Source organism: Prosthecobacter debontii (assembly GCF_900167535.1).
Classification (GTDB): domain Bacteria; phylum Verrucomicrobiota; class Verrucomicrobiia; order Verrucomicrobiales; family Verrucomicrobiaceae; genus Prosthecobacter; species Prosthecobacter debontii.
This window is the reverse complement of sequence record NZ_FUYE01000007.1, coordinates 233947-253785: the sequence shown is the minus strand read 5'-3', so window position 1 is coordinate 253785 and position 19839 is coordinate 233947. Positions and strand designations below refer to the sequence as shown.

The window sequence follows — 19839 nt, the reverse complement described above, 5'->3', positions numbered from 1 at the left end:
TTCATAAAAAAGCGGCCATGGGTGACGCCATGGCCGCTTTTGTGTACAAGGCATCAGCGGGCTTTGCGTCTGCGCCGAGTCATCACGGTGATACATCCGAGCAAGACCAGAAATGCACGGGATGGCTCTGGTACCGCGACGATGGTGATGATCCCCGAGTTGGTGAACTGGCTGAGATCCCACATGAAGCCTGTGCCCACTAGGCTGGGGAGGTCGATGTCCGTGCTAGTATCGTTCGAACCGTCGCGGAAGAGCGAACCCAGGTTGGATGAAAAGGTGCCCATGCCACTCCAATCCAGAAGGTTGAAGCTCTGGCCCAAGGTAGGAGTGAAGTCGTTGGGCTGCACGACAATTTGTGCTCCTGTGGCTTGGGTAAAGGTGCCTCCTGCGGCCACTTGATCGTAAGCGAGGCTGGTCAGGTCCAGCACGAGCTTCGAACCCACACTCAGACTCAGCGCGCCGGAGATCGTGAGCTGCTGAGCTTCAGCCAGTCCGCTGGTGCCAGGGGCCAAAATGGAGCCGTTGGCCATAGTCACAGAGCCCGTCACATTACCGCCCCCTTCCAGAGTCTGACCGTTCTTCACGGAGAAGCCAGAGACGGCTGAGACATCGAAGGTGGCTCCACTGCGCACGCTGATGAGTGCCGAGCTGTCGATGGAACCTGTGCTGGTGAGTTTCAGCGTGCCTTCGCTAGCGATCGTGCTCCCGGCATAGGTATGGGCGACGGTGAGATTCATGGTGCCCGCGCCTGTTTTATTGATCCCGCCATTTTGAGTGACAGCTCCCAGGGTGAAGGTTTTGGTGGCGGCCACATTGAAGCTGCGCACACCGCCATCCAGATCCAGAAACATGGTGCCTAGGTGAGCGGCATTCGTGCTGTTGAGGAGAGAGCTATTGCCGGTAGCGGTCACATCGCCTCTCAGCACCACCTTGCTGGTGATGCCAGCGTTTTGGGCCACGATGGTCAGAGCGATATTCGTGCTGATGGTGAGGCCACCGGTGCCAATGGTGTAAACGCTGCTCGTTGAGAAGGCGCTGAAATTCGAGGCGGCGGTCGAATTGTAGGTCAGGGAATTCATCGTCCAGGTATTACCAGAGTGGGTGTCCATGACGGAGGTGCCATTGTACGTGACGTTTTGGGAGGAAACCGTGCCGTAGATGTCACCGGTTCCTGCATTCACGGTGAAGTCACCAAAGGTTCCACCGCGGATGGTGAGGCGTCCTGTGCCGTTTTTGGTGATGGAATTCGAGCCAGCATTCATGGTGTTGGCAAAGTTCAGTGTCCCCGATTGCACGTCGAAGACGACATTGCCAGTGAGGGTAGAGTTGGTGAAATCCACTGAATAGCCATTGGGTGCTAAGGTTGTTAGAGTAAAGGCACCCATGGAGAAGGTGCCGAACTTGATGGTCCGGTTTGTGAATGACCCGCTAGCCCGGTTGATATCGATCGTCACATTGCCACCGACAGTCACATTGTTGCCGAGAGTCAATGTCTCGGCCGTTGTGGGGGTGTTGCTATTACCATTGGCACGCACCTGTAGCGTGCCGCCATTCAGAGTGATGTTGCCTGTGCCAAAGAGCTTTTTGATCTGGCTATTGGTCGTGTAAACCGTCGGGTCGACACCGGCAAGAATACCGGACTCTAAGGTGGTGCCGTTGGAGTAAGTGCTGGCACCCGTGAGTGTCTGGGTTCCTGTCCCCGTTTTCACCAGCGAGAGCTTCGTGGTGCCGGTGATGATGCCATCGAAGGTGCCCGTGCCGTTGTTGCTACCGATCGTGAGGATGGCTGCGGTGGAGCTGCTGTTGGTCACGGTGCCTGCGCCATCCAACACGTCCACGGTTTGGCTGACGCCGTTGAGATCCAGGGTGCCCCCAGAGGCTACAGTGAGATCATTCGTGATGTCTCCGAGCGTGCCGGTGCCCGCCATTTTCAGGATGCCCGCAGTCACCACCGTATTGCCTGCATAGGTATTGGCACCCTGCACCACCATCGTTCCGGCCCCATCTTTGATCAGACCTCCATTTTGGGTGATCGGGGCCAGGGTGAAGGTCTTGCCGCTGGCGACAGTCACCGTGCGCACACCTCCATCCAGATCCAACAGCTTATAGGCAGCCACAGTGGAGCTACCCCCGACATTCAAGGCGTTGTTTTGATTCGCCGTGATGTTGCCCTTCAGGATCACTTTGGAGATCGGGTTGCTGGCGTTGGTGTCCGCATTGATGCTCAGGGCACCTGTCCCATTGAAGATCAGGCCTCCTGTCCCGATGGTGTAGGTGCTGCTGGTATTGCCAGCATAAAAACTACTCCCCGCACTCGTCGCATAGGTCAGAGAATTCATCGCCCAGGTATTGCCGGAGTGGGAGACGAAACTCGCGGACCCATTGACCACCATATCCTGAGCGGTCATCGCGTTGAAGATGTCCAGCTTACCTGCATCGATCGTGAGATTGCCCAGGCTGAGAGCGCCGCCGCCGTAGTTGAGCGTTAGGGTTGAAGCCCCATTTTTGAGCAGCGAGGTGGTTACCAGTTTGGAGGTGATCGTCGCATTGGCGTTGGTCGTGATCGTCGGCGTCGTGCCATCCAGGGTGATCGTGCCCCCACTGAGGGTGTAGGTGCCACTGTTGGCCGCATTGAAAATAATCCCATTGGTTGTTACAGTCCCCACCGCCACCGATGCCGCTGTGCCCGAGCTACCGCCTCCAAAGACAGCGATGTCTGCATTCGTATTTGGCCAGGCAATCAAAGTGCCACTGACACTGTCATACCAGGGTTTGTTGGTTGTCGTTGTATTCCAACCGCTGGTGTTACCGTCGGTGATGCCGTTTCCAGTGTCTGCATCGCTGTCATACTGCAGTTGGGCGGCCTGGAGGCTTACCACGCCCAACCATGTGCAAAGTCCGGTTTTCAAAAAGGTCTTCAAGGAATGACAGGTAGGACGACGAAGGAATGACGAATGCATGACGATGCCAAAGGGGGGCTGGCACACGCCGATTTACGCGGGGGCGTGGATCGGCGGGGTTGGGTTTGGGGAGGAGGGGAAGATACATACGCCGCACCTTTTTGCCACTAGTCAAAAATTCCCTGTTTGCGCCATCCCGCGCAAGCTTCGAAGACCAAAGGCGTTTGCATGGCCGTCATGCGTTGCTTCTGTCTGTTCCTTCTCGCTGCCCTTACAGGGGTTTTGTCTGCCGCCACTCCGCCCAATATCGTCTTCATTATGGCGGATGACTTAGGCTGGGCCGATGTGGCCTTTCATGGTGGTAATGCCCCCACACCGAACTTGGATCAGCTGGCCAAAGAAGGGTTAGAACTCACTCAGCATTACGTGGCTCCCGTGTGTAGCCCTACCCGTGCCGGCCTGATGACCGGGCGTTGCTGGAGCCGATTTGGCGTGACTACCCCCAATTCAGGCCGTGCATTGCCTTGGGAGACGGTGACTTTGCCGAAAGCTCTCAAGACCCTGGGTTACGACACCTGTCTGACGGGCAAATGGCACCTGGGATCTAAACCCGATTGGGGTCCTTCTAAATTTGGCTTCGACCACAGCTACGGCTCCCTCGGCGGCGGTGTCGGTCCCTACAATCATCGCTACAAGCAGGGGGAGTTCACGCACACGTGGCATCGCAATGGGGAGCTTATTGAGGAACAGGGGCATGCGACGGATTTGATCACTCAAGAAGCGCTCAAGTGGTTGGGCCAGCGTGATTCGAACCCCTTTTTTCTCTATGTTCCCTTCACCGCCGTTCACCTACCTCTCAAAGAACCGGAGGAGTGGCTGAAGCGTGTGCCTGCGGGTATTACCGACGCAGTTGCCAGACACTATGCGGCCTGCATCCTGCATCAGGACTGGGCCGTTGGGCGGATCATCGAGGCCCTGGAAAAGTCGGGGCACCGACAAAACACGCTGGTGATCTTCACCAGTGACAACGGCGGTAGTACGGCGGAAAACAATGACCGTAAATATCCTGCCGATGACTATGTCTCGGGCAGCATCCCCGGCAATAACACTCCGCTGCGAGGTCAAAAGGGCGATCTCTACGAGGGCGGCATCCGGGTGCCGACCATTGTAAGTTGGCCAGGCACCCTCAAAGCAGGGCGTTTTGACACGCCGATGCAGATCACCGATTGGATGCCCACCTTCTGCGCCCTCGCTGGATATCAAAGCGAAGCGGATTTGAAATGGGATGGCACCGACTTTTGGCCTGCCCTGAGTGGACAAAAAGCCGCTAACGAACGCCTGCTCTACTGGGCTGGCCCCGGCTTTCGCGCCAGCGCCATTCGTCAGGGAGATTGGAAACTGGTCGTGACCCGACGGAAAGGGCAGCCTGATGGCGTGGCGGAACTCTTTAACCTAGCCCGTGATCCCGAGGAAAAACAGGACCTCGCCACTCAGCAGCCCGACCAAGTGTCCGCCCTGAAGGCACGCCTGAAAGAAGTCGCTAAGGCAGACCGCGATTCCGTCGTGAACGAACCCGCAGCCAAAGAATGACGACCTAGCCGCCAAGGCAGAAGCGAGTCAGTAGGTAATGCGACGGTTACGAGCCGTCACGGTCCACCGCTGAGATGATCGACCGTCCTCGATGACGACTGCCTCACCATACATGGAGACGGTGGGGCAAATATGTCTCGGAATGCCATGGAGAGCCTGGCCGATTTGGAATTCGTGAGCGCGATCGGTTTTTAGAACCAGATGCTCTTCACTCTGCATCACCACTTCAGCATCGGGTAGTTCTTCGAAGCGGACCCGAGGATGTGGATTCTCAGGGGCCACCGATTTATGGCCAAGGTCTAGGGTTAAGCGATCTGCCCCTGGTTTGCTAATGACTCGGGCCAACAAGATTGCGGCAGGAAGGAAGGGTAAATCGGGGTGTTTATCGCCGTAACCAAAGTCCCAGAGCACCGTGGTGCCAGGAGACAGCGTGCGATCAGGAAACGCGGCATGCACACCGAAGGTCGGTGAACCACCAGCGACCAGCTCTGAAACCAGCACGCCTTCTCCGATCAATCGCTCTCGCAGGGCTAAAACCGGCACATAGGCTTCCTCGCAGCGGCTCCGGCGTGTTTCCAACTCAGGATCATGGATATGGCCATCGTAGGCATGCAGGCCCCTGAACAGCAGCTTCGGAGTGTCTTTGATCACATGCGCCAGAAAAACGGCGGCTTCATTGCTGGGGAGTATCCCTGTGCGGCCCATGCCACAGTCCAATTCCAGAAAAACGCCGAGCGTGACCTGGTTTTGTTGAGCTGCGGCGGCTAACGTGCGGATGGTTGCCTCATCATCGGCAATGGCGGAAAACTGGGTTCCTGGAAAGGCTTCGGCCAAGCGGGCTAAACGATGCCCATTAGGCCCCACACAGGGCATGGCCAGCAGTATATCTTTCGCGCCACCGGCAGCACACATTTCGGCTTCGGCGATGGTGGAGGCCTTAAACCGATTGATGCCTAACTCCACCTGCCGCTGGATCAGGGTCAGCATTTTGTGGGTTTTGACATGCGGGCGGAGCCTTTCCGGCCCGCCGGCGATTTGAAGCATCAATTGTAGATTGTGCTCAATCCGCTCCCGATACAGGAGCAGGGCAGGGGAGGCGATGTCGGTTTCGTTTTCGACGTGGAACCAGGCGTGGGGGCTCATGCGTAGTGTCTGGTGATACTGATGGGCTGAATAAGTTGCAAGAGCTCAGGTGACGGAGGTAACAATTGCATCTAAACTGCTTTTTCTTGGCGACAGTTCGTAATTCCAGCTAGTGTCCGCGTCCCCCCAATATGGTCCGACTCATCACCCAGCAAGGACAGCTCTTCGATTGGCAGGACGAAAAGGTGCGCCCCTTTCCGGACAACCTCGTCTTTCTTGATCTCCTCAACCCCTCACGTGCCGAGGAACTTGAGGCGGAGAGTTGGCTCGAGCATCAGCTCCCGACGCGGGAAGAGATGCAGGAGATTGAGGAATCCAGCCGACTCTACAGCGAACAGGGAGCCCTCTACATGACCGCGTGGATTCCCGTTGGGCTGGATTCACCCGACCCTGACACCACCGCCATCACCTTCGTGTTGGCCCCTGATTGCCTCACCACCGTGCGCTATGCGGACCCGATGGCGTTCCGTCTGATTGTGGACCAAGTTCGCCGCCAATGTGCCTGCCCCATGAGCAGCGATGCGGTTTTCCTCACCCTCTGTGAGTTGATCGTGGCCCGGATTGCCGATGCCCTGCAGTTGGTCGAGTCCGACCTCAAGAAGATCGGGCGGGATGTATTCAGTCTGAATCCCCACAAGGCCAACGCCACCGTGGAAAAAGATTTGGGCGATGTCGTGCGCACCCTGGGCCGCCGCAGTGCTCTGGTGGCGAATCTGCGCGAAAGTCTCGTGAGCGTGAACCGCATGCTCCAGTATTTCCTCAACAATGCAGCCACGTGGATGCGCAGTGATCTCGCCGCGCAGTTCCGCAGCGTCATGCGCGACGTGAAGTCTCTGGACGATTACACCAATCAGCAGCAGCAGGAGATGACCTTCCTTCTGGAGTCCACGTTAGGGCTGATCAACATCCAGCAGAACCAGATCATCAAGATCTTCACCATCGCCAGCGTGCTGTTCATGCCTCCGACCCTGATTGCCAGCATCTACGGCATGAATTTCGAGCACATGCCGGAGCTGAAATTTCCCTGGGCTTATCCGGTGGTTATCTGCCTTCTGGTCGTCTCGGCTCTTATCCCGATCTGGTGGTTTAAGCGGAAGAAGCTGCTGTAGCGGGTTTTAATATTCTGCCTTGGCTGGTTGATAGTGAGCTCCCTCTGCCACTGAAAGAGGGGCCGTCAGCATGTACAACCACACCGGCCTAAACAGATCCGCATTCTTATTGGCAATGACAGAAGTGTGGGCAGGACCAGACTCTAGCTTTCCTCCTGGATAATCGGTGGTGAGGCAACGGCTGTGATCGAAAGGGGCTCTCTTTTCATCCACTGATACCAACGGAGCAAATTTGGTTAATCCAAAAGCGTCTAAGGTCGCCCATTGCTGCTCAGGAGTGCAGCCCTGGTAATCCTGCTGGTGATTGAAGGTGAAAAAGCGCTCTTTGGGAGTGGCCGACTCTCCCACTAACCAAGCGGCCGACCGGGCGGACTTCAGACTCCAGTCCTTGGGTGCCCCAGTGCCAATAACTCTTGCGACCGGATGTTTCATGCCGATGAGAAAGGCATGTCCTCCGCCTTGAGATTGCCCGGCAGGCACCAGTTTTTCCCAAACCAAGTCTCCTGACTCATCGAGGAACTGCCCCCAATTTTCGCGAGCACGGATTTGACTTAAAAGCTTCAGGAGTTTGATCAGACGATTCTCGATGCTCTCGGCGCGAGGGATGGAGATGTGCGGCCCTTTGCCGCCTTGGATGATGCTCAGGCGAAACTCTTCAAAGCTCTTGGGATCTTCATCGCGCTTACAAACTGTCGCCGGGATATCATCGGGATACATCAGCTTGATCACGTGATAACCTTGGCTCGCAGCCAGTTTGCAAAACTCTTCAGCGCCTCGACTGCGCCCGCCTGTCCCTGTCAACCAGAGCAAGAGCTCATGCCGCTCGGCGGCTTTCTCCGGGGCCTTCCGAATCACAATGTCCCGATCCACATGAAGGTGATGCGGAAAATCGAATGTCTTGATTTCGGGATCGGTGCGACTCGGTAGAATCGCGATGCCCTCCATCGCTGATCGAGTCTGTCCTTCCTCCTCCGAGTCAGACTCTTGCGCTAGGCAGGAGGACAAGGCATAACCAAGAGTCACACAAGCGATCCAAGACTGGATTCCGAATCGAGTGCGAGAGAACAAAACGGCCATGCAGCATAAACAAGCGGCATGGCTGGATGTTTCAAATCAGGCTCACATCACAACCAGCCCGTCTGATTGAGACGCCCGGTCAATTCCATCTGCCTCTCCAGTTGTTGGGCATACAGCGCTGCATTTCCCGCATTGGGTTTGCAGCGGGTGGACTCGTCCAGTGTCACCAATTGGGCACAGAGTTCATCGTAGGTCACGGTGTCCCCGTGCTCATTGGCCTGCGCATAAGCAGCCTGAATGGCCGCACCGAGCGCGGCCCCTTCACTGGTATTGAGCGTCACCACTTCCGCATTGAAACAGTCCGCCGCAATTTGCCGCCAGGTCGAGCTTTTACTGCCGCCACCCGTCAGACGAATTTCCGTGGGATTCATGCCCAGATCCCGGAAGCGTTTCAGACCATAGGCGAGTCCGAGAGTCGCGCCTTCCACCGCAGCGCGGGCGATGTTGGCGGGGGTCATGTTGGTCGGGCGCAGGCCATGAATCACCCCACTGCCATTAGGAAGGTTCGGAGTGCGTTCGCCATTCAGGTAAGGCAGGAAAGTCAGCCCCTCTGCCCCAGCAGGCGCCGAAGCTACCGCTTCTTCGAGTTGCTTTAGATCCCAGCCATACATCTCACGCACTTGCTCCGTCACGACGGTAACATTCATCGTGCACACAAGCGGGAGCCATTGATCCGTGCTGTCGCAGAAAGCGGCCACTTCACCCTGGCCATCCACCACAGGTTCAGCGGCGACACCATAGAGCGTGCCGCTGGTGCCGAAGCTGGCCGTCACCACGCCCGGTTTGATGTTGCCGGTGCCGATCGCTCCCATCATGTTATCACCACCACCGGCACTGATGATGACGTTGTCTCCCAGGCCCCAGGCCTGAGCCAGTTCGGCACGAAGACGACCGTGAACACGGCGGCTTGAGCCTAACTCAGGAAGCATGCTGCGCACACGTGGGTCAATGTAATCGCACAACTCATAGCACCACTCACGCGTGTTCACGTTCAGGATACCCATTCCTGAGGCATCGCCATACTCCATGCGCTTCACCCCACTGAGCCAAAAGTTAATGTAGTCGTGCGGCAGTAGAATGGAGATGGTTTTGGCAAAGTTCTCCGGCTCGTTCTGTTTCATCCAGAGCAGCTTGGGGATGGTGTAACCTGGCAGCATGGCATTGCCAGCCAAGGCGATGATGCCCGGTTGCCCGCCAAACTCATGCGCCATCTCTGCACATTGAGGCTGGGTGGAGGTATCGCACCACAGTTTGGCGGGACGCACAGGTCGATCATCCGCACCGAGAGCCACCAAACCATGCTGCTGGCCGCTGACGCCGATGCCTGCGACCTTGGCTTTATCCGTGCCAAGTTTTTCCAGGCACTGCTTTACACAGTGATCCACGGCATCCAGCCAGTCCTGCGGATTTTGTTCCAGATGCCCCGGCGGCAGCCCCTCAATCAGTTCATAGCTACTGTGACCGGAGGCTAGGATCTTGCCCGTCTCCAGATCCAAGACGATGGCCTTGGTGCTCTGCGTGCCGCTGTCGATACCGAGAAAATACATGATGGTTGGGTGGGATGGAAACTGGCGCATCTTTGGCAGGCACAGCGCCGGGCAGCAATGGCAAAAACTAGGGAGTCGGTGTCCGGCGTAGCAAAATCGCTGCATGACGCCAGGTCTTTTCAAACTCCGCCCGGGTCACCGTGCGCAACCCATAAGCTGGATCTCCGAGCGTGATGTGATCGGCTCCCACCTTCAGGACAGTCACGAAGTGATCCACAAAAGGTTGATGCCGAATCACCGCGATCCAGACCGGCCAATCACTCATGTTGGGGAGCGACTCCAGATAGCGATGCTCCACGACCAACCCTTGGCCCCGATAAGAACGGAGCAGCCCGGCTGCCAGGACATCATCGGGCGTCCCCGTCAGGGCGGATGATCCTAACGAAATCGCCAGCGGCCCCTCTTCGGCCTGGAGCCCAAGCACTCGCAGTGCCGTCACCGATGCAGCGGGACCGCAATTGTAGGGGGTGCGCTGGAGGCAGACGCCGTCATCATCCACCACCGTGCCGATTTGATGCAACTCATGGAGACTGACCAGGGGGGCCGCAAAGGGCATGACCGCTGTGCGAAATAGACAAATCCAGAATAAAACGGTGAGTAACTGACGCAGCTTGGCAGATTCCACAAAACCTGTGAGGAGGCGAATCAAAAAGGGCAGGATGATGGCCAGCACGATCCACTTGCGTTGCCCCATCAAAACGACGGACCAAGGAAACTCAAAATAGAGCCTCCGCACATTCAACCCCACCCCCACGATCAAAAGCGCCCCCAAGGAAGCGAGGCAGGCTCCGATGCCGAGGCGACGATCCTTTTTGGCCCCTAACCACGAACCGAGTTTTCCTGCGATCAGAGCCAGAATCACGATGAAAAATGTGCGTAACAGAATCGGGTAGATGAAGGTAATCATCGCGGTTTTAGCGAGGAGCAAGCAATCCACGATTCCGTGCACCTCGCACAACTTTTCTCGGTTTAATCGAGGCCTCCGGATTTAAAGAGACCTGATATCGAAAAGCCGTCTCTGGCATTTCTCGCCTAAACGAGTCCAAGTCGCACGATGATCAGGGTTGCGCCTTCGCGGTGTTAATCGAAATTGCCCAGTCTATTAAACTATGCTTATCCATCGCAGATGTTCAGCCCCCTTTATTTCCTAATCCCAATCGGCCTGCTTTTCTTTTCAAGCTGTGTTACGGAAGTACAAAAGTTTCCCGGTTCGGTGAAACAACAATGGGTCGAAACTTCAATGATTGACGATACTTTACTGGAGGTTAGTGGGCAATTGCAAGTGGTTGCGAGTATGCCCCAATCACTAGGCTATGAGCGACTTTGCATTTATCAAAAAGCATCCCACCAAGTCAGGTCTGTGATAGATGCGGAAGGGACTCCTGATTTCATTCGAGAAACCAACCAGTTTCTGAGGTTCCCCATCTTGGAGATGTTTTACTTGCACCAAAATAAAATGTATCGGTTTGCAGGGCAAAAAGGACTTTCTGTCTACGGCGATCCACCTCCCGCACCGCAACCCATTCCTAATTCTGCACAAGGTGAGATTAAACGTATGAGAGCTCTCAAATCCCTCCAACAGAGCCTCCAATGATCCTTCCCTGAGCACTTCAAATCGCCCATCAAATTGATCGATCCCATGACGCATCTGATTTTTCGCCTGACAACTTTGACCTGTGTTCTGTCGATTCTAGGTTGTTCAACACCTGTGGGCTTTTACGCTCAGCCTTCAACTCAGCAGCCCCATGCGGTGCTGACCTACAATGGAACCAAAAACTACCTCTCAGCGGTTCCATCCCTTCAGGTCATTGAAATCAATGGTAAGACTCCTCCTGTTCAGTCTTCGCTGCTTAAGTCCATCTTTAGCTACCGTCTGCATCCAGGACCAGTGCATTTATTTGTTCAGGCACGAAGTGGGCGTGGGGTCGGGGCCAGCGGTCATCTAGATTTTGTCGTCCGTAGAGACGCCTCTTATCAAATCGACTTGGCTGTTGGTATGAAAGACATAGCATTTCTGGTGACTGAGAATGGGAAAACGGTTGCAACGAGTCAGGCGACCAAACAAGTCACACGAGATCCCTCCCCGTCCTCCACGCCAATGTTCATCCCCATCGTTGTAGATTGAGTTGGCGCCCTCTATCCCTCTAAGCCTGAAGTTTAGATACATCTAAAACCATCTGGCGGATTAAACCCCTGTTGCCTTGGGGGAGGGCGTGCCCCATGATGTGCGAGAATTATGGTCACCAAACTTCTCCACACCCGTTATCGCGTAAACGACTTGGAAAAGACGATCACGTTTTACACAGACGTGCTTGGCCTGGAGGAGATCAAGCGGCACAAGTCGCCGCGAGGCTCTGAATTGGTCTTTCTGAAAACCCCCAATAGCGACGAGTTGATCGAAATCTGCTCCTATCCGGCCAGCGGCCCGGTATCTTTTTGCAGTGATCTCACGCATTTAGCTTTTGAGGTCGAAGACCTGGAAGCCTTTGCCAAACACGCTGCTGAGAAAGGCTATCCGCTCTCGGATGGTCCTACGGAAAGTTCCAGCGGCACTTTTGCTTTCATTGATGCGCCCGAGGGTTACGAGATCGAACTGATCCAGTATCGTAAATAAGCACGCGAAAGCTGCGGCTCAGTGACGTTGAACATTTAACTCTACAGATTATGGACTTTGACTGGCTTGGCGTTGCCTTCGACCTGACGAAACTGCCTCCCAAGGATATTGAGGAGTCCTTCGAAGATCCCTTTTCTCTCAAGCTCCTGCCGGAAGACAACGGCGACGGCACCAATGCCCGCTATTATAATCTGGGCAAGGCCCTCAGTGGCCGGGCGGTCTTCAGTGTTTTTTGGACCGACGGGAAACGTTACCGAGTGATCTACGCCCGGGACATGACCCACACGGAAGCCGATTTCTTTGAGCGTAAAAAAGCGGAGGATATGTAACCATGGAACCACGAAACAAGTCTGAGACCACCCAGATCCCCCGGTTCAGTGATGAGCTTCCCGCCATTCACACCTGGAATGAGGTGCCGTCTTTTGAAAATGAAGAAGCAGAAGGCCTCTTTTGGGAACGCCATCAGGTGGATCCTCGTCTGATGCAGATGTCCATTCACCGCAGCGATGTGCGGGAATCCACGACCATCACGCTGCGGTTTGATCCCCGCATGCTCAGCCGTATCAAGCGTATCGCCCGCAGGCGCTATCTGAACTACCAGAGCATGATCAAGCAGTGGCTTAGCGAGCGGATGGAGCAGGAAATGCGCGAATGATGCCATGACCTCAGGATTCAAGGGTTTCATCGCCAGATTGGCGTCTTACACGGGGATCTGGTGGTTCGGGTTAATTGCATGGGCTCTGATACTGTTCTTGCTTTCAGCCCGTAGCACTTTACCCCCGGGGCCTGAGATCCCGTATCAGGACAAAGTCATGCACTTCCTTTATTTCAGTGGAGGAGGCTTTTGTTTTTCAGCCGCCCGCCTAGGGGTGCTCACTCCGCTTCCACGCCGTTGGCGTTGGTGGATGCTCGGCACAGCATTTGGCATCGTGATCGGGGCTCTGGACGAATACCATCAGACTTATACCCCAGGTCGTAGTGGCAATGATGTGGGGGATTGGCTGGCCGACCTGACCGGTGCAGGTGCCGGAGCTCTTTTGGCTTGGGTGCTCTTTTCCTGGCTCAGACGCGGAGAGGCCGCCGCTCAACCAACTGTGTGAACCGCGCCGAAGCGATCACGAGCGGAGTCCAAAATAGCAAGGGCTCGTAACGAGCCACACTCATCAGCTTCCACACGCTGTCACCATCGAACAGTAGTCCTCCGAGACCAAAACCCGCCAGCAAGACCCACAGGGACTCCCCTCTCCGGGCCAGATGATAAGCGCGATGGAGTGCCCACACGACCAAGCTCATCAGCGCCAGCAGCGCCAAAAGACCACCATGCACCAAGGTGTCCCAAAACACCCCGTGAGTATGTTCTGGATACCAGTGTAAAGAGCAAGACCAGCAATCGTTATCGGCCCACATCCCCTTCCCAACCAGCCAATCTTGCCAAGAGCTGAGGCTGTGGAGGACTGCGCCATAAATCAAAAAACGTCCGTTATCAGAGCGCTCCATGGCTGCCTTGATAGGGTTGGCCTTGACGACCCCATCTCCATATTGAGCGACGGCTGTCTGAGCATCGACAATACCCAGGCGATTGGAGGCATCCTTGGCCGCCAAGAAGGAAAGCACCGGAGCAAATGCCTGAAAGAGACACAACACAGAGACCAGTAGAATCAGTGGGCGTTTCGCTTGGCGCCAACCCACGGCGATCAACAGGGCCAGATGACCCCACACCAAAGCCATCAGCGCGCCACGACTGAGTGTCAGCAGCGTCGCAACGTACAAAGGCAGCACGGCTAAAATCCAGCGTTTAGGATTAGAATGCTCCCGTTGGGTGTCCCATGCCCCAATGGCCCAGCAGAGGGCGAAGCCAAAGGTCAGCCCTGAGCATACCGAATTCCATCCTCCATAAACGAGGCAGTTCCGCAGGCTAGCTCCAAAGACTCCCTCAGGATGAATGGTATAAAATCCCACCAAACTGCCGCAAGCCGCCACCGCCGCCATGGCGACCAGGGGACGTCCCAGACTGAGAATCACCCCAGGTAAACGGGCCACTTGCCACAACGTCAGTAGAAAGCCCAGGAGCAAAAAACTGTTTCCCCAGCCCACCCAAATAGCAGAAGGGGATTTGCCTGGGGAATCAAGAAAAGTGCTACGCAAGAGAAGTGCTAAACCCACCACGACCACCCCCTGCATCCAGCGATCTTTGCGCAGAGCCTCACTGACATCTTCATGACCACCAGCCAGGAGCCACAAAACCGCCAAGATTAACCCCCAAGCAAGCTGGAGCCATTGATTGTGCAAAACGAAATACCCCCCGAGATAACCCGCCATATTCGCGAGCAACAACGACCTCCTCAAGGTAGGCGTTGCCACTTGCTCACCCGCTAAAAGCTCGGGAGAGCCTGTCAGCCGCCATGTCGTAGCACCGACGGCGGAAGATGGCAGAGGTTCTGACATAGGGGATCGCGGCGGAGACTACGCCTAATTTGCAACTTCGCCAACGGTTCCTACCGATGACCTTTCTGACTGCTTGTTTCTTCACACGCTTGCTGCTTAAAATCCCGAGTTTTTGGTAAAACTGCTTTACGATACGCTTAAAATGCTCCAACTGTTCGCCAGAACATCTATTTGATCCTCTCATGGCTAAATCTCCCGCAAAAGAATCCTCGTCCGAGTCCAATACCAATAAGATTGCGGAAGCGCGCGCTCGCAATCTGGACCTCGCCATTCAGCAGATCCAAAAAGACTATGGGGAAGGAGCGATCCTGCGCATGGGGGCAGAATCCAAGACGGACATCGCCGTCATTCCCACAGGGAATCTCCTCATTGACCAAGCTCTGGGCGTAGGCGGTTTTGCCCGCGGCCGTATCGTTGAGGTTTACGGTCCTGAATCCTCCGGTAAAACGACTCTCACGCTTACCGCCATTGCTCAGGCACAAAAAACCGGCGGCCTTGCGGCTTTCATCGACGTCGAGCACGCGCTTGATCCCAATTACGCACGCCGTCTCGGAGTCAAAATGGACGAGCTTCTGGTTTCCCAACCGAGCTCCGGTGAAGAAGCCCTCCGCATCTGCGAAACGTTGGTGCGCTCCAATGCACTCGACGTTATCGTCATCGACTCCGTCGCCGCTCTGGTAACCCGCCAGGAACTGGAAGGTGACATCGGTGACTCCACCGTGGGTGCTCAAGCACGACTGATGAGCGCTGCGTTGCGTAAACTGACCGCCATCATTTCCAAGGCTCGCACCTGCTGCATTTTCACCAACCAGATCCGTGAGAAAATCGGCGTGATGTTTGGTAATCCGGAAACCACCCCAGGTGGTAAGGCCCTGAAGTTCTACGCCAGTGTCCGTGTGGATATTCGCCGAATCGGGGCGATCAAGAGCAGCGACGGCACCGTCACTGGCAACCGCACCAAGGTAAAAGTGGTGAAGAACAAGCTGGCTCCTCCTTACACCGAAGCCGAGTTCGACATCATGTACAATGAGGGCATCTCCAATGTCGGTTCGATGCTCGATCTGGCCATGGAGCACGACATCCTCCAGAAACGTGGGTCCTGGATCAGCTACAAAGGCACCCAATTGGCTCAAGGCCGCGATGCTGCCAAGGAAGCCCTCAAGGCCGATGCCAAACTATACGAAGAGATTGAAGCCGCAGTGAAAACCAAACTGGATGAGAAAAACGGCGTCACTAGTGGTGTCTCCAGCAGCAGTTCGGATGATCCGGCAGCGGAATAAACAAACGCCTTTGCTCGAGGCTTTAGCTTGGGTGCATACCCTCAACAAAAGGCTTCCTGAATCAATCAGGAAGCCTTTTTGTTTGGGTTAAAGGGAATAGCAGAAAACTCCTGTACTTTTGATTACAAAAGTACGGGGTGGTGTTGCGTTTTGTTCTCCTAACTCCCCACGGTGAATGCCATCATCCAGCCAGCCCATGCCACGCTTCATTTCTTCTTTGTGTCTGCTCCTCTACCTCGCAGGATCTGTTTTGACGGCACACGCCGCAGATGATCTGTTTGATCGCAGCAATCTCGCGGCCTGGTGCATTGTCCCTTTTGATGCAAAAAAGCGCGGCCCTGAGGAGCGCGCGGCCATGTTGGAGAAAATGGGGCTGCGAAAATTTGTCTATGATTACCGCGCCGAGCATGTGCCGCAGTGGGATGATGAACTGACTGCCTTGAAAAAGCATGGCATTCAGCTCTTCGGCTGGTGGTTTCCGACCACACTGAATGATGAAGCGCGTCAAACCTTAGCGCTGTTTCAGAAGCACGGAGTCAAACCGCAGCTATGGGTCAATGGCAACGGCGGCTCGATCTCTGTTTCAGATGAAGCCGAACAAAAAGCTCGTCTAGTCAAAGAAGTGGCGCGGCTCAAACCTATCTGCGAAGCCGCAGCGCCAGCAGGCTGTCAGGTGGCTTTATACAACCATGGCAATTGGTATGGAGAGCCCGAGAACGCTATTGCAATCATTGAAGCACTGAAAGCAGAAGGCATTCGCAACATCGGCATGGTGTATAACCTGCATCATGGACACGATCACTTGGATCGTCTGGAAAAACTGCTGCCGAAGATGCTGCCACACCTCCTGTGCCTGAATCTCAATGGCATGGATATTCAGGGAGATCAGAAGGGCCGTAAGATCCTACCGCTCGGTGTCGGGACCGAAGATCTACGGGTGCTGAAGATGATCTCCTCCAGCGGTTACCAAGGCGTGATTGGCATTCTGAATCATACCCCTGAAGATGCCGAAGGTCGCCTTCTCGATAACCTGGACGGCTTGAATTGGTTACTCCCCCAACTGGCTGGAAAGGCGGCGGGTCCGAAGCCTCAATACCGCACTTGGAAAGAAGTATCGGCAAAGACTCCCCAATCGGCTTCACATCCAGATGTTCCCCAGCAGCCCCAATCCGTGCCCTCGCTCAACGCCGACTTTGGCCAAGCGATGAAAGGTCGATTGGTGCTCGAAAACAAAGACGCTTATCGCACACTTCCCATCAGCATCGAGTGCCGAGTCAAGTTGGATAGTTCCACCGACTTCAACGTTTTGGTCGCCTGTGATCCAAAATCTTCCTCGGATCATTGGGAGCTCTACAGCTATCGTGGCAGTGGCGTCTTCAGCGTCTATCTCCCTGGCCGTGGGGGCGAATTCAAAAGCAAGGTTAACATCTGCGACGGCAAGTGGCATAACCTTGTTGTCAGCATCGATACCGAGTTGGTTCAACTCTATGTGGACGGTAAATCCGTCTTGGAACAGGCTCCTGTACCTCTAAAAGGCGAGCCGCAGCCGGGAGAGCTTGTCGTCGGTGGTTTAGTCGAAGGCGGAATCGGCTGTGATGGCATCATCGATGATCTTCGCATCTCCCGCGGCCCCATGAAACCTCGGAAAGGCGAGCTGCCTCGTCAGCGCATGGATAACACCTTGGCTCTTTGGGATTTCGATGACCTTTCCGCCCTCACGGTGTCGGTGCCTGATCCAGCCCCCTTTAATCCTGAGCGGAAACCTCTGCGTGAGGCTGATCATGCTCATTGGCAGCACTATGTGAATCGGGATCGTGTCTTCGACTACTACAGCAAACAAGCCCTGGCATTCATGGGCAAGCCGCTACCTGAGCTGCTGCCTGGGTTCCCGGGTCTGGACGGTGGGCAGCAAGGCCATTGGGGCAATCAGAATGACCAAGTCACCTGGAAAGACGGTCGCTTCGCGGCCGCAGATCTCGGTTCTGTCTTCAGCACCGTTTTCAAAGGCGCAGGCCTCACGGTCAACAAAAGTGTTTGTGTCCGCTACGATGATAAGTCTGCGGTTTTCGATCCTGAAACCTTATCGTTTCCGCTCGTCTGGACAGGTGGGTTTGTGAAGCTCAGCGATGCTCGTCACGGATTCATGGGCGGCGGTCAAATGGAGGGCCAAATGTTAACCAAGCAAGAAGGCACAAAGCCCGCTGATGCCCGTTATCACGGTTTTTACCGGCATGGCCAAAAAGTTATTTTCTCTTATTCCGTGCATGGCAAAAAGCACCTCGTGTCATCACCGGACTCGAAGGATGAAGATCTCGCTCCGCTGACTCAGGGAGGTCCCTCTCAATGGCCCCAATGGTTAGAAACAAAGGGCGTGAGAGACCAGGACGAACCCTTCGCGACAGATACCATCACCATCCCATTTGAGAATCCCTACGGCACACTCTTCTTCATCAGCGGTCACGACTTTTTTAGCGATGGCAGTGCGGCCATCAGCACCATGACCGGTGAAGTATGGCTCGTCCGTGGATTGGATGATTCATTGCGGCACGTGCGCTGGAAGCGTTTCGCGACGGGTCTGCATCAGCCGTTAGGCGTGAAGATCCTTCAAGATAAGCTGTATGTGCTCGGACGAGATCAGATCACCTGCCTGCATGATCTGAACGGTGATGATGAAGCCGACTTCTATGAATGTGTGACCAATGCTCAAGAGACCTCTCCTGGCGGCCATGACTTCATCACTGGCCTCGATGCCGATGGTGAAGGGAGCTTTTATACAGCCTCTGGCAATCAGGGCATCCTGCATCTAAAAGGGGGACAGGCACAAGTTCTGGCGACAGGTTTCCGCAATCCTAACGGAATTGGCTTGGCCCCCGATGGCACTGTCACCACCAGCGTGCAGGAGGGAGACTGGACCCCAACCTCCTCCATCTGCATGGTCACACCAGCCATGCGCACGCTTAGTCCGCCAGCTCATTTTGGCGCCAATGGCCCCCATCAGGGACAACCGGTGATGCAACCGCTGGTCTTCCTACCACGAGGTGAAGATAACTCTTCCGGCGGTCAGTGCTTCATCACTCAAGGGCCTTGGGCCGAGCTGAAAGGCGCTGGCAATCTTGTGCATTTCTCTCCTGGGGCAGGCTCCGCCTTCCTTGTGCTAAGATCCACGGATCCCCAAGTTGGAGGCGCGGCTTTACGTATTGCCGGCAGCTTTGATTCGGGTGCACAAACCGGACGGTTTCATCCGAAGGACGGGCAACTTTACGTAACCGGTATGCAGGGCTGGGGCTGCTACACACCGCTCGATGGATGTTTCCAAAGAGTTCGTTATACCCCCACAGGCAAAGTGCCGGTCCCCATCGCTCATGAGATTCGGAAAAACGGCATTCTCTTGCGATTCGATCAGCCTCTGGATGTGGATTATGTGGGCAAGATCTCCCACCACTTCGCTCAATGCTGGAACTACAAATACAGTGCCGCCTACGGCTCGCCCGAATACTCCGTGCGTTATCCAGATACTCCTGGTCACGACCCCTTGGCCATCAGTCAGGTGACGCTGCAGGATGAAGGCCGAAGCCTGTTTGTGGAGATTCCAGAGATTGTCCCAGCGAGCATCCTGCACCTGCATGTGGGTGTGTCCACAGAGCGTAGCCACGATCTTTTCATCCGCACGGGAGGCATGATTTTGACTCATGAACAACGCTCGACCCAAAAGGGACCAGGTAACCGCTGGGCGAAAGGTGAACTCGGCCGCGAAATCATCGTGGAAGCCGCTTTGGGTCTGCAATTCGTTCAGAAGCAACTCACCGTCAAAGCCGGAGAGAAGCTCACACTGACCTTCAAGAATCCAGATGTGGTGCCGCACAACTGGTTGCTCGCCAAACCTGGCTCACTGCAAAAACTTGGGGATAAGGTGAACCTCATGATCACCGATCCTCAAGGCCTGGCCAAACATTACGTTCCGGAGTCGGATGATGTCCTGGTTTACACCGACATGACCCAGCCGAAGCAAAGCTTCACCATCCATTTCGAAGCCCCCCAAGAAAAAGGTGACTACCCTTATCTGTGCACCTTCCCAGGCCATTGGATGGTGATGAATGGCGTGCTGAAAGTGGAATGACGATCTCCACATACATC

The 19839-nt window shown here is 55.3% G+C and carries 16 protein-coding genes; 10 read left to right on the top strand and 6 right to left on the bottom strand.

Going from position 1 to position 19839, the window contains the following annotated elements; translation table 11 throughout:
• Positions 1-53: 53 nt before the first annotated feature.
• Positions 54-2960 (bottom strand): autotransporter-associated beta strand repeat-containing protein, encoded by a 2907-nt coding sequence (locus B5D61_RS12535; RefSeq protein WP_139373236.1) that lies wholly within the window; start codon positions 2958-2960, stop codon positions 54-56.
• Positions 2961-3182: 222 nt separating this feature from the next.
• Here B5D61_RS12535 and B5D61_RS12530 point away from each other — a divergent pair, with 222 nt between their 5' ends.
• Positions 3183-4490 carry a sulfatase-like hydrolase/transferase gene (locus B5D61_RS12530; protein WP_217698972.1) on the top strand — a complete coding sequence of 436 codons (1308 nt, stop codon included), beginning with the start codon at positions 3183-3185 and terminating at the stop codon, positions 4488-4490.
• Between the two features lie 27 nt (positions 4491-4517).
• On the opposite strand, the gene B5D61_RS12525 is transcribed toward B5D61_RS12530, so the two are convergent.
• Positions 4518-5633 carry a D-TA family PLP-dependent enzyme gene (locus B5D61_RS12525; RefSeq protein ID WP_078813738.1) on the bottom strand — a complete coding sequence of 372 codons (1116 nt, stop codon included), beginning with the start codon at positions 5631-5633 and terminating at the stop codon, positions 4518-4520.
• 131 nt (positions 5634-5764) lie between these two features.
• Between B5D61_RS12525 and B5D61_RS12520 the strand changes: the two genes are divergently transcribed.
• On the top strand, positions 5765-6742 hold the full coding sequence (locus B5D61_RS12520; protein WP_078813737.1) for a magnesium transporter CorA family protein: 978 nt from the start codon (positions 5765-5767) through the stop codon (positions 6740-6742).
• Positions 6743-6748: 6 nt separating this feature from the next.
• Here B5D61_RS12520 and B5D61_RS12515 read toward each other — a convergent pair whose 3' ends face one another.
• The 3 genes from B5D61_RS12515 to B5D61_RS12505 form a co-directional block, all read right to left on the bottom strand.
• Positions 6749-7819 (bottom strand): BPSS1187 family protein, encoded by a 1071-nt coding sequence (locus B5D61_RS12515; RefSeq protein ID WP_078813736.1) that lies wholly within the window; start codon positions 7817-7819, stop codon positions 6749-6751.
• Between the two features lie 47 nt (positions 7820-7866).
• Complete coding sequence (gene xylB, locus B5D61_RS12510; protein WP_078813735.1) at positions 7867-9366, bottom strand: xylulokinase; 1500 nt, start codon at positions 9364-9366, stop codon at positions 7867-7869.
• Positions 9367-9433: 67 nt separating this feature from the next.
• The gene (locus tag B5D61_RS12505; protein WP_078813734.1) at positions 9434-10273 is read right to left on the bottom strand and encodes a cysteine peptidase family C39 domain-containing protein; all 840 of its coding nucleotides are present in this window, start codon (positions 10271-10273) and stop codon (positions 9434-9436) included.
• Between the two features lie 219 nt (positions 10274-10492).
• Here B5D61_RS12505 and B5D61_RS12500 point away from each other — a divergent pair, with 219 nt between their 5' ends.
• The 6 genes from B5D61_RS12500 to B5D61_RS12480 all read left to right on the top strand — a co-directional run bounded on the left by B5D61_RS12500 (position 10493) and on the right by B5D61_RS12480 (position 13080).
• Positions 10493-10960 (top strand): hypothetical protein, encoded by a 468-nt coding sequence (locus B5D61_RS12500; protein WP_139373234.1) that lies wholly within the window; start codon positions 10493-10495, stop codon positions 10958-10960.
• A 45-nt stretch (positions 10961-11005) separates the two neighbouring features.
• Positions 11006-11491 (top strand): hypothetical protein, encoded by a 486-nt coding sequence (locus B5D61_RS25730; protein ID WP_139373233.1) that lies wholly within the window; start codon positions 11006-11008, stop codon positions 11489-11491.
• Between the two features lie 111 nt (positions 11492-11602).
• On the top strand, positions 11603-11980 hold the full coding sequence (locus B5D61_RS12495; protein ID WP_078813732.1) for a VOC family protein: 378 nt from the start codon (positions 11603-11605) through the stop codon (positions 11978-11980).
• 50 nt (positions 11981-12030) lie between these two features.
• Positions 12031-12309, top strand: a complete 279-nt coding sequence (locus B5D61_RS12490) for a BrnT family toxin (RefSeq protein WP_078813731.1) — start codon at positions 12031-12033, stop codon at positions 12307-12309.
• A gap of 2 nt (positions 12310-12311) precedes the next feature.
• Positions 12312-12635: a CopG family antitoxin gene (locus tag B5D61_RS12485; RefSeq protein WP_078813730.1), complete on the top strand. Its 324-nt coding sequence runs from the start codon at positions 12312-12314 to the stop codon at positions 12633-12635.
• A 4-nt stretch (positions 12636-12639) separates the two neighbouring features.
• On the top strand, positions 12640-13080 hold the full coding sequence (locus tag B5D61_RS12480) for a VanZ family protein (protein WP_078813729.1): 441 nt from the start codon (positions 12640-12642) through the stop codon (positions 13078-13080).
• Here B5D61_RS12480 and B5D61_RS12475 read toward each other — a convergent pair.
• On the bottom strand, positions 13043-14425 hold the full coding sequence (locus tag B5D61_RS12475; protein ID WP_139373232.1) for a hypothetical protein: 1383 nt from the start codon (positions 14423-14425) through the stop codon (positions 13043-13045). The genes B5D61_RS12480 and B5D61_RS12475 overlap by 38 nt on opposite strands.
• Before the next feature lie 182 nt (positions 14426-14607).
• Between B5D61_RS12475 and recA the strand changes: the two genes are divergently transcribed.
• Both recA and B5D61_RS12465 read left to right on the top strand, forming a co-directional pair.
• On the top strand, positions 14608-15705 hold the full coding sequence (gene recA, locus B5D61_RS12470) for a recombinase RecA (RefSeq protein WP_078813727.1): 1098 nt from the start codon (positions 14608-14610) through the stop codon (positions 15703-15705).
• A gap of 196 nt (positions 15706-15901) precedes the next feature.
• Positions 15902-19822, top strand: coding sequence for a LamG-like jellyroll fold domain-containing protein (locus tag B5D61_RS12465; protein WP_078813726.1), 3921 nt, complete (start codon positions 15902-15904; stop codon positions 19820-19822).
• The last annotated feature ends 17 nt before the right edge of the window (positions 19823-19839 follow it).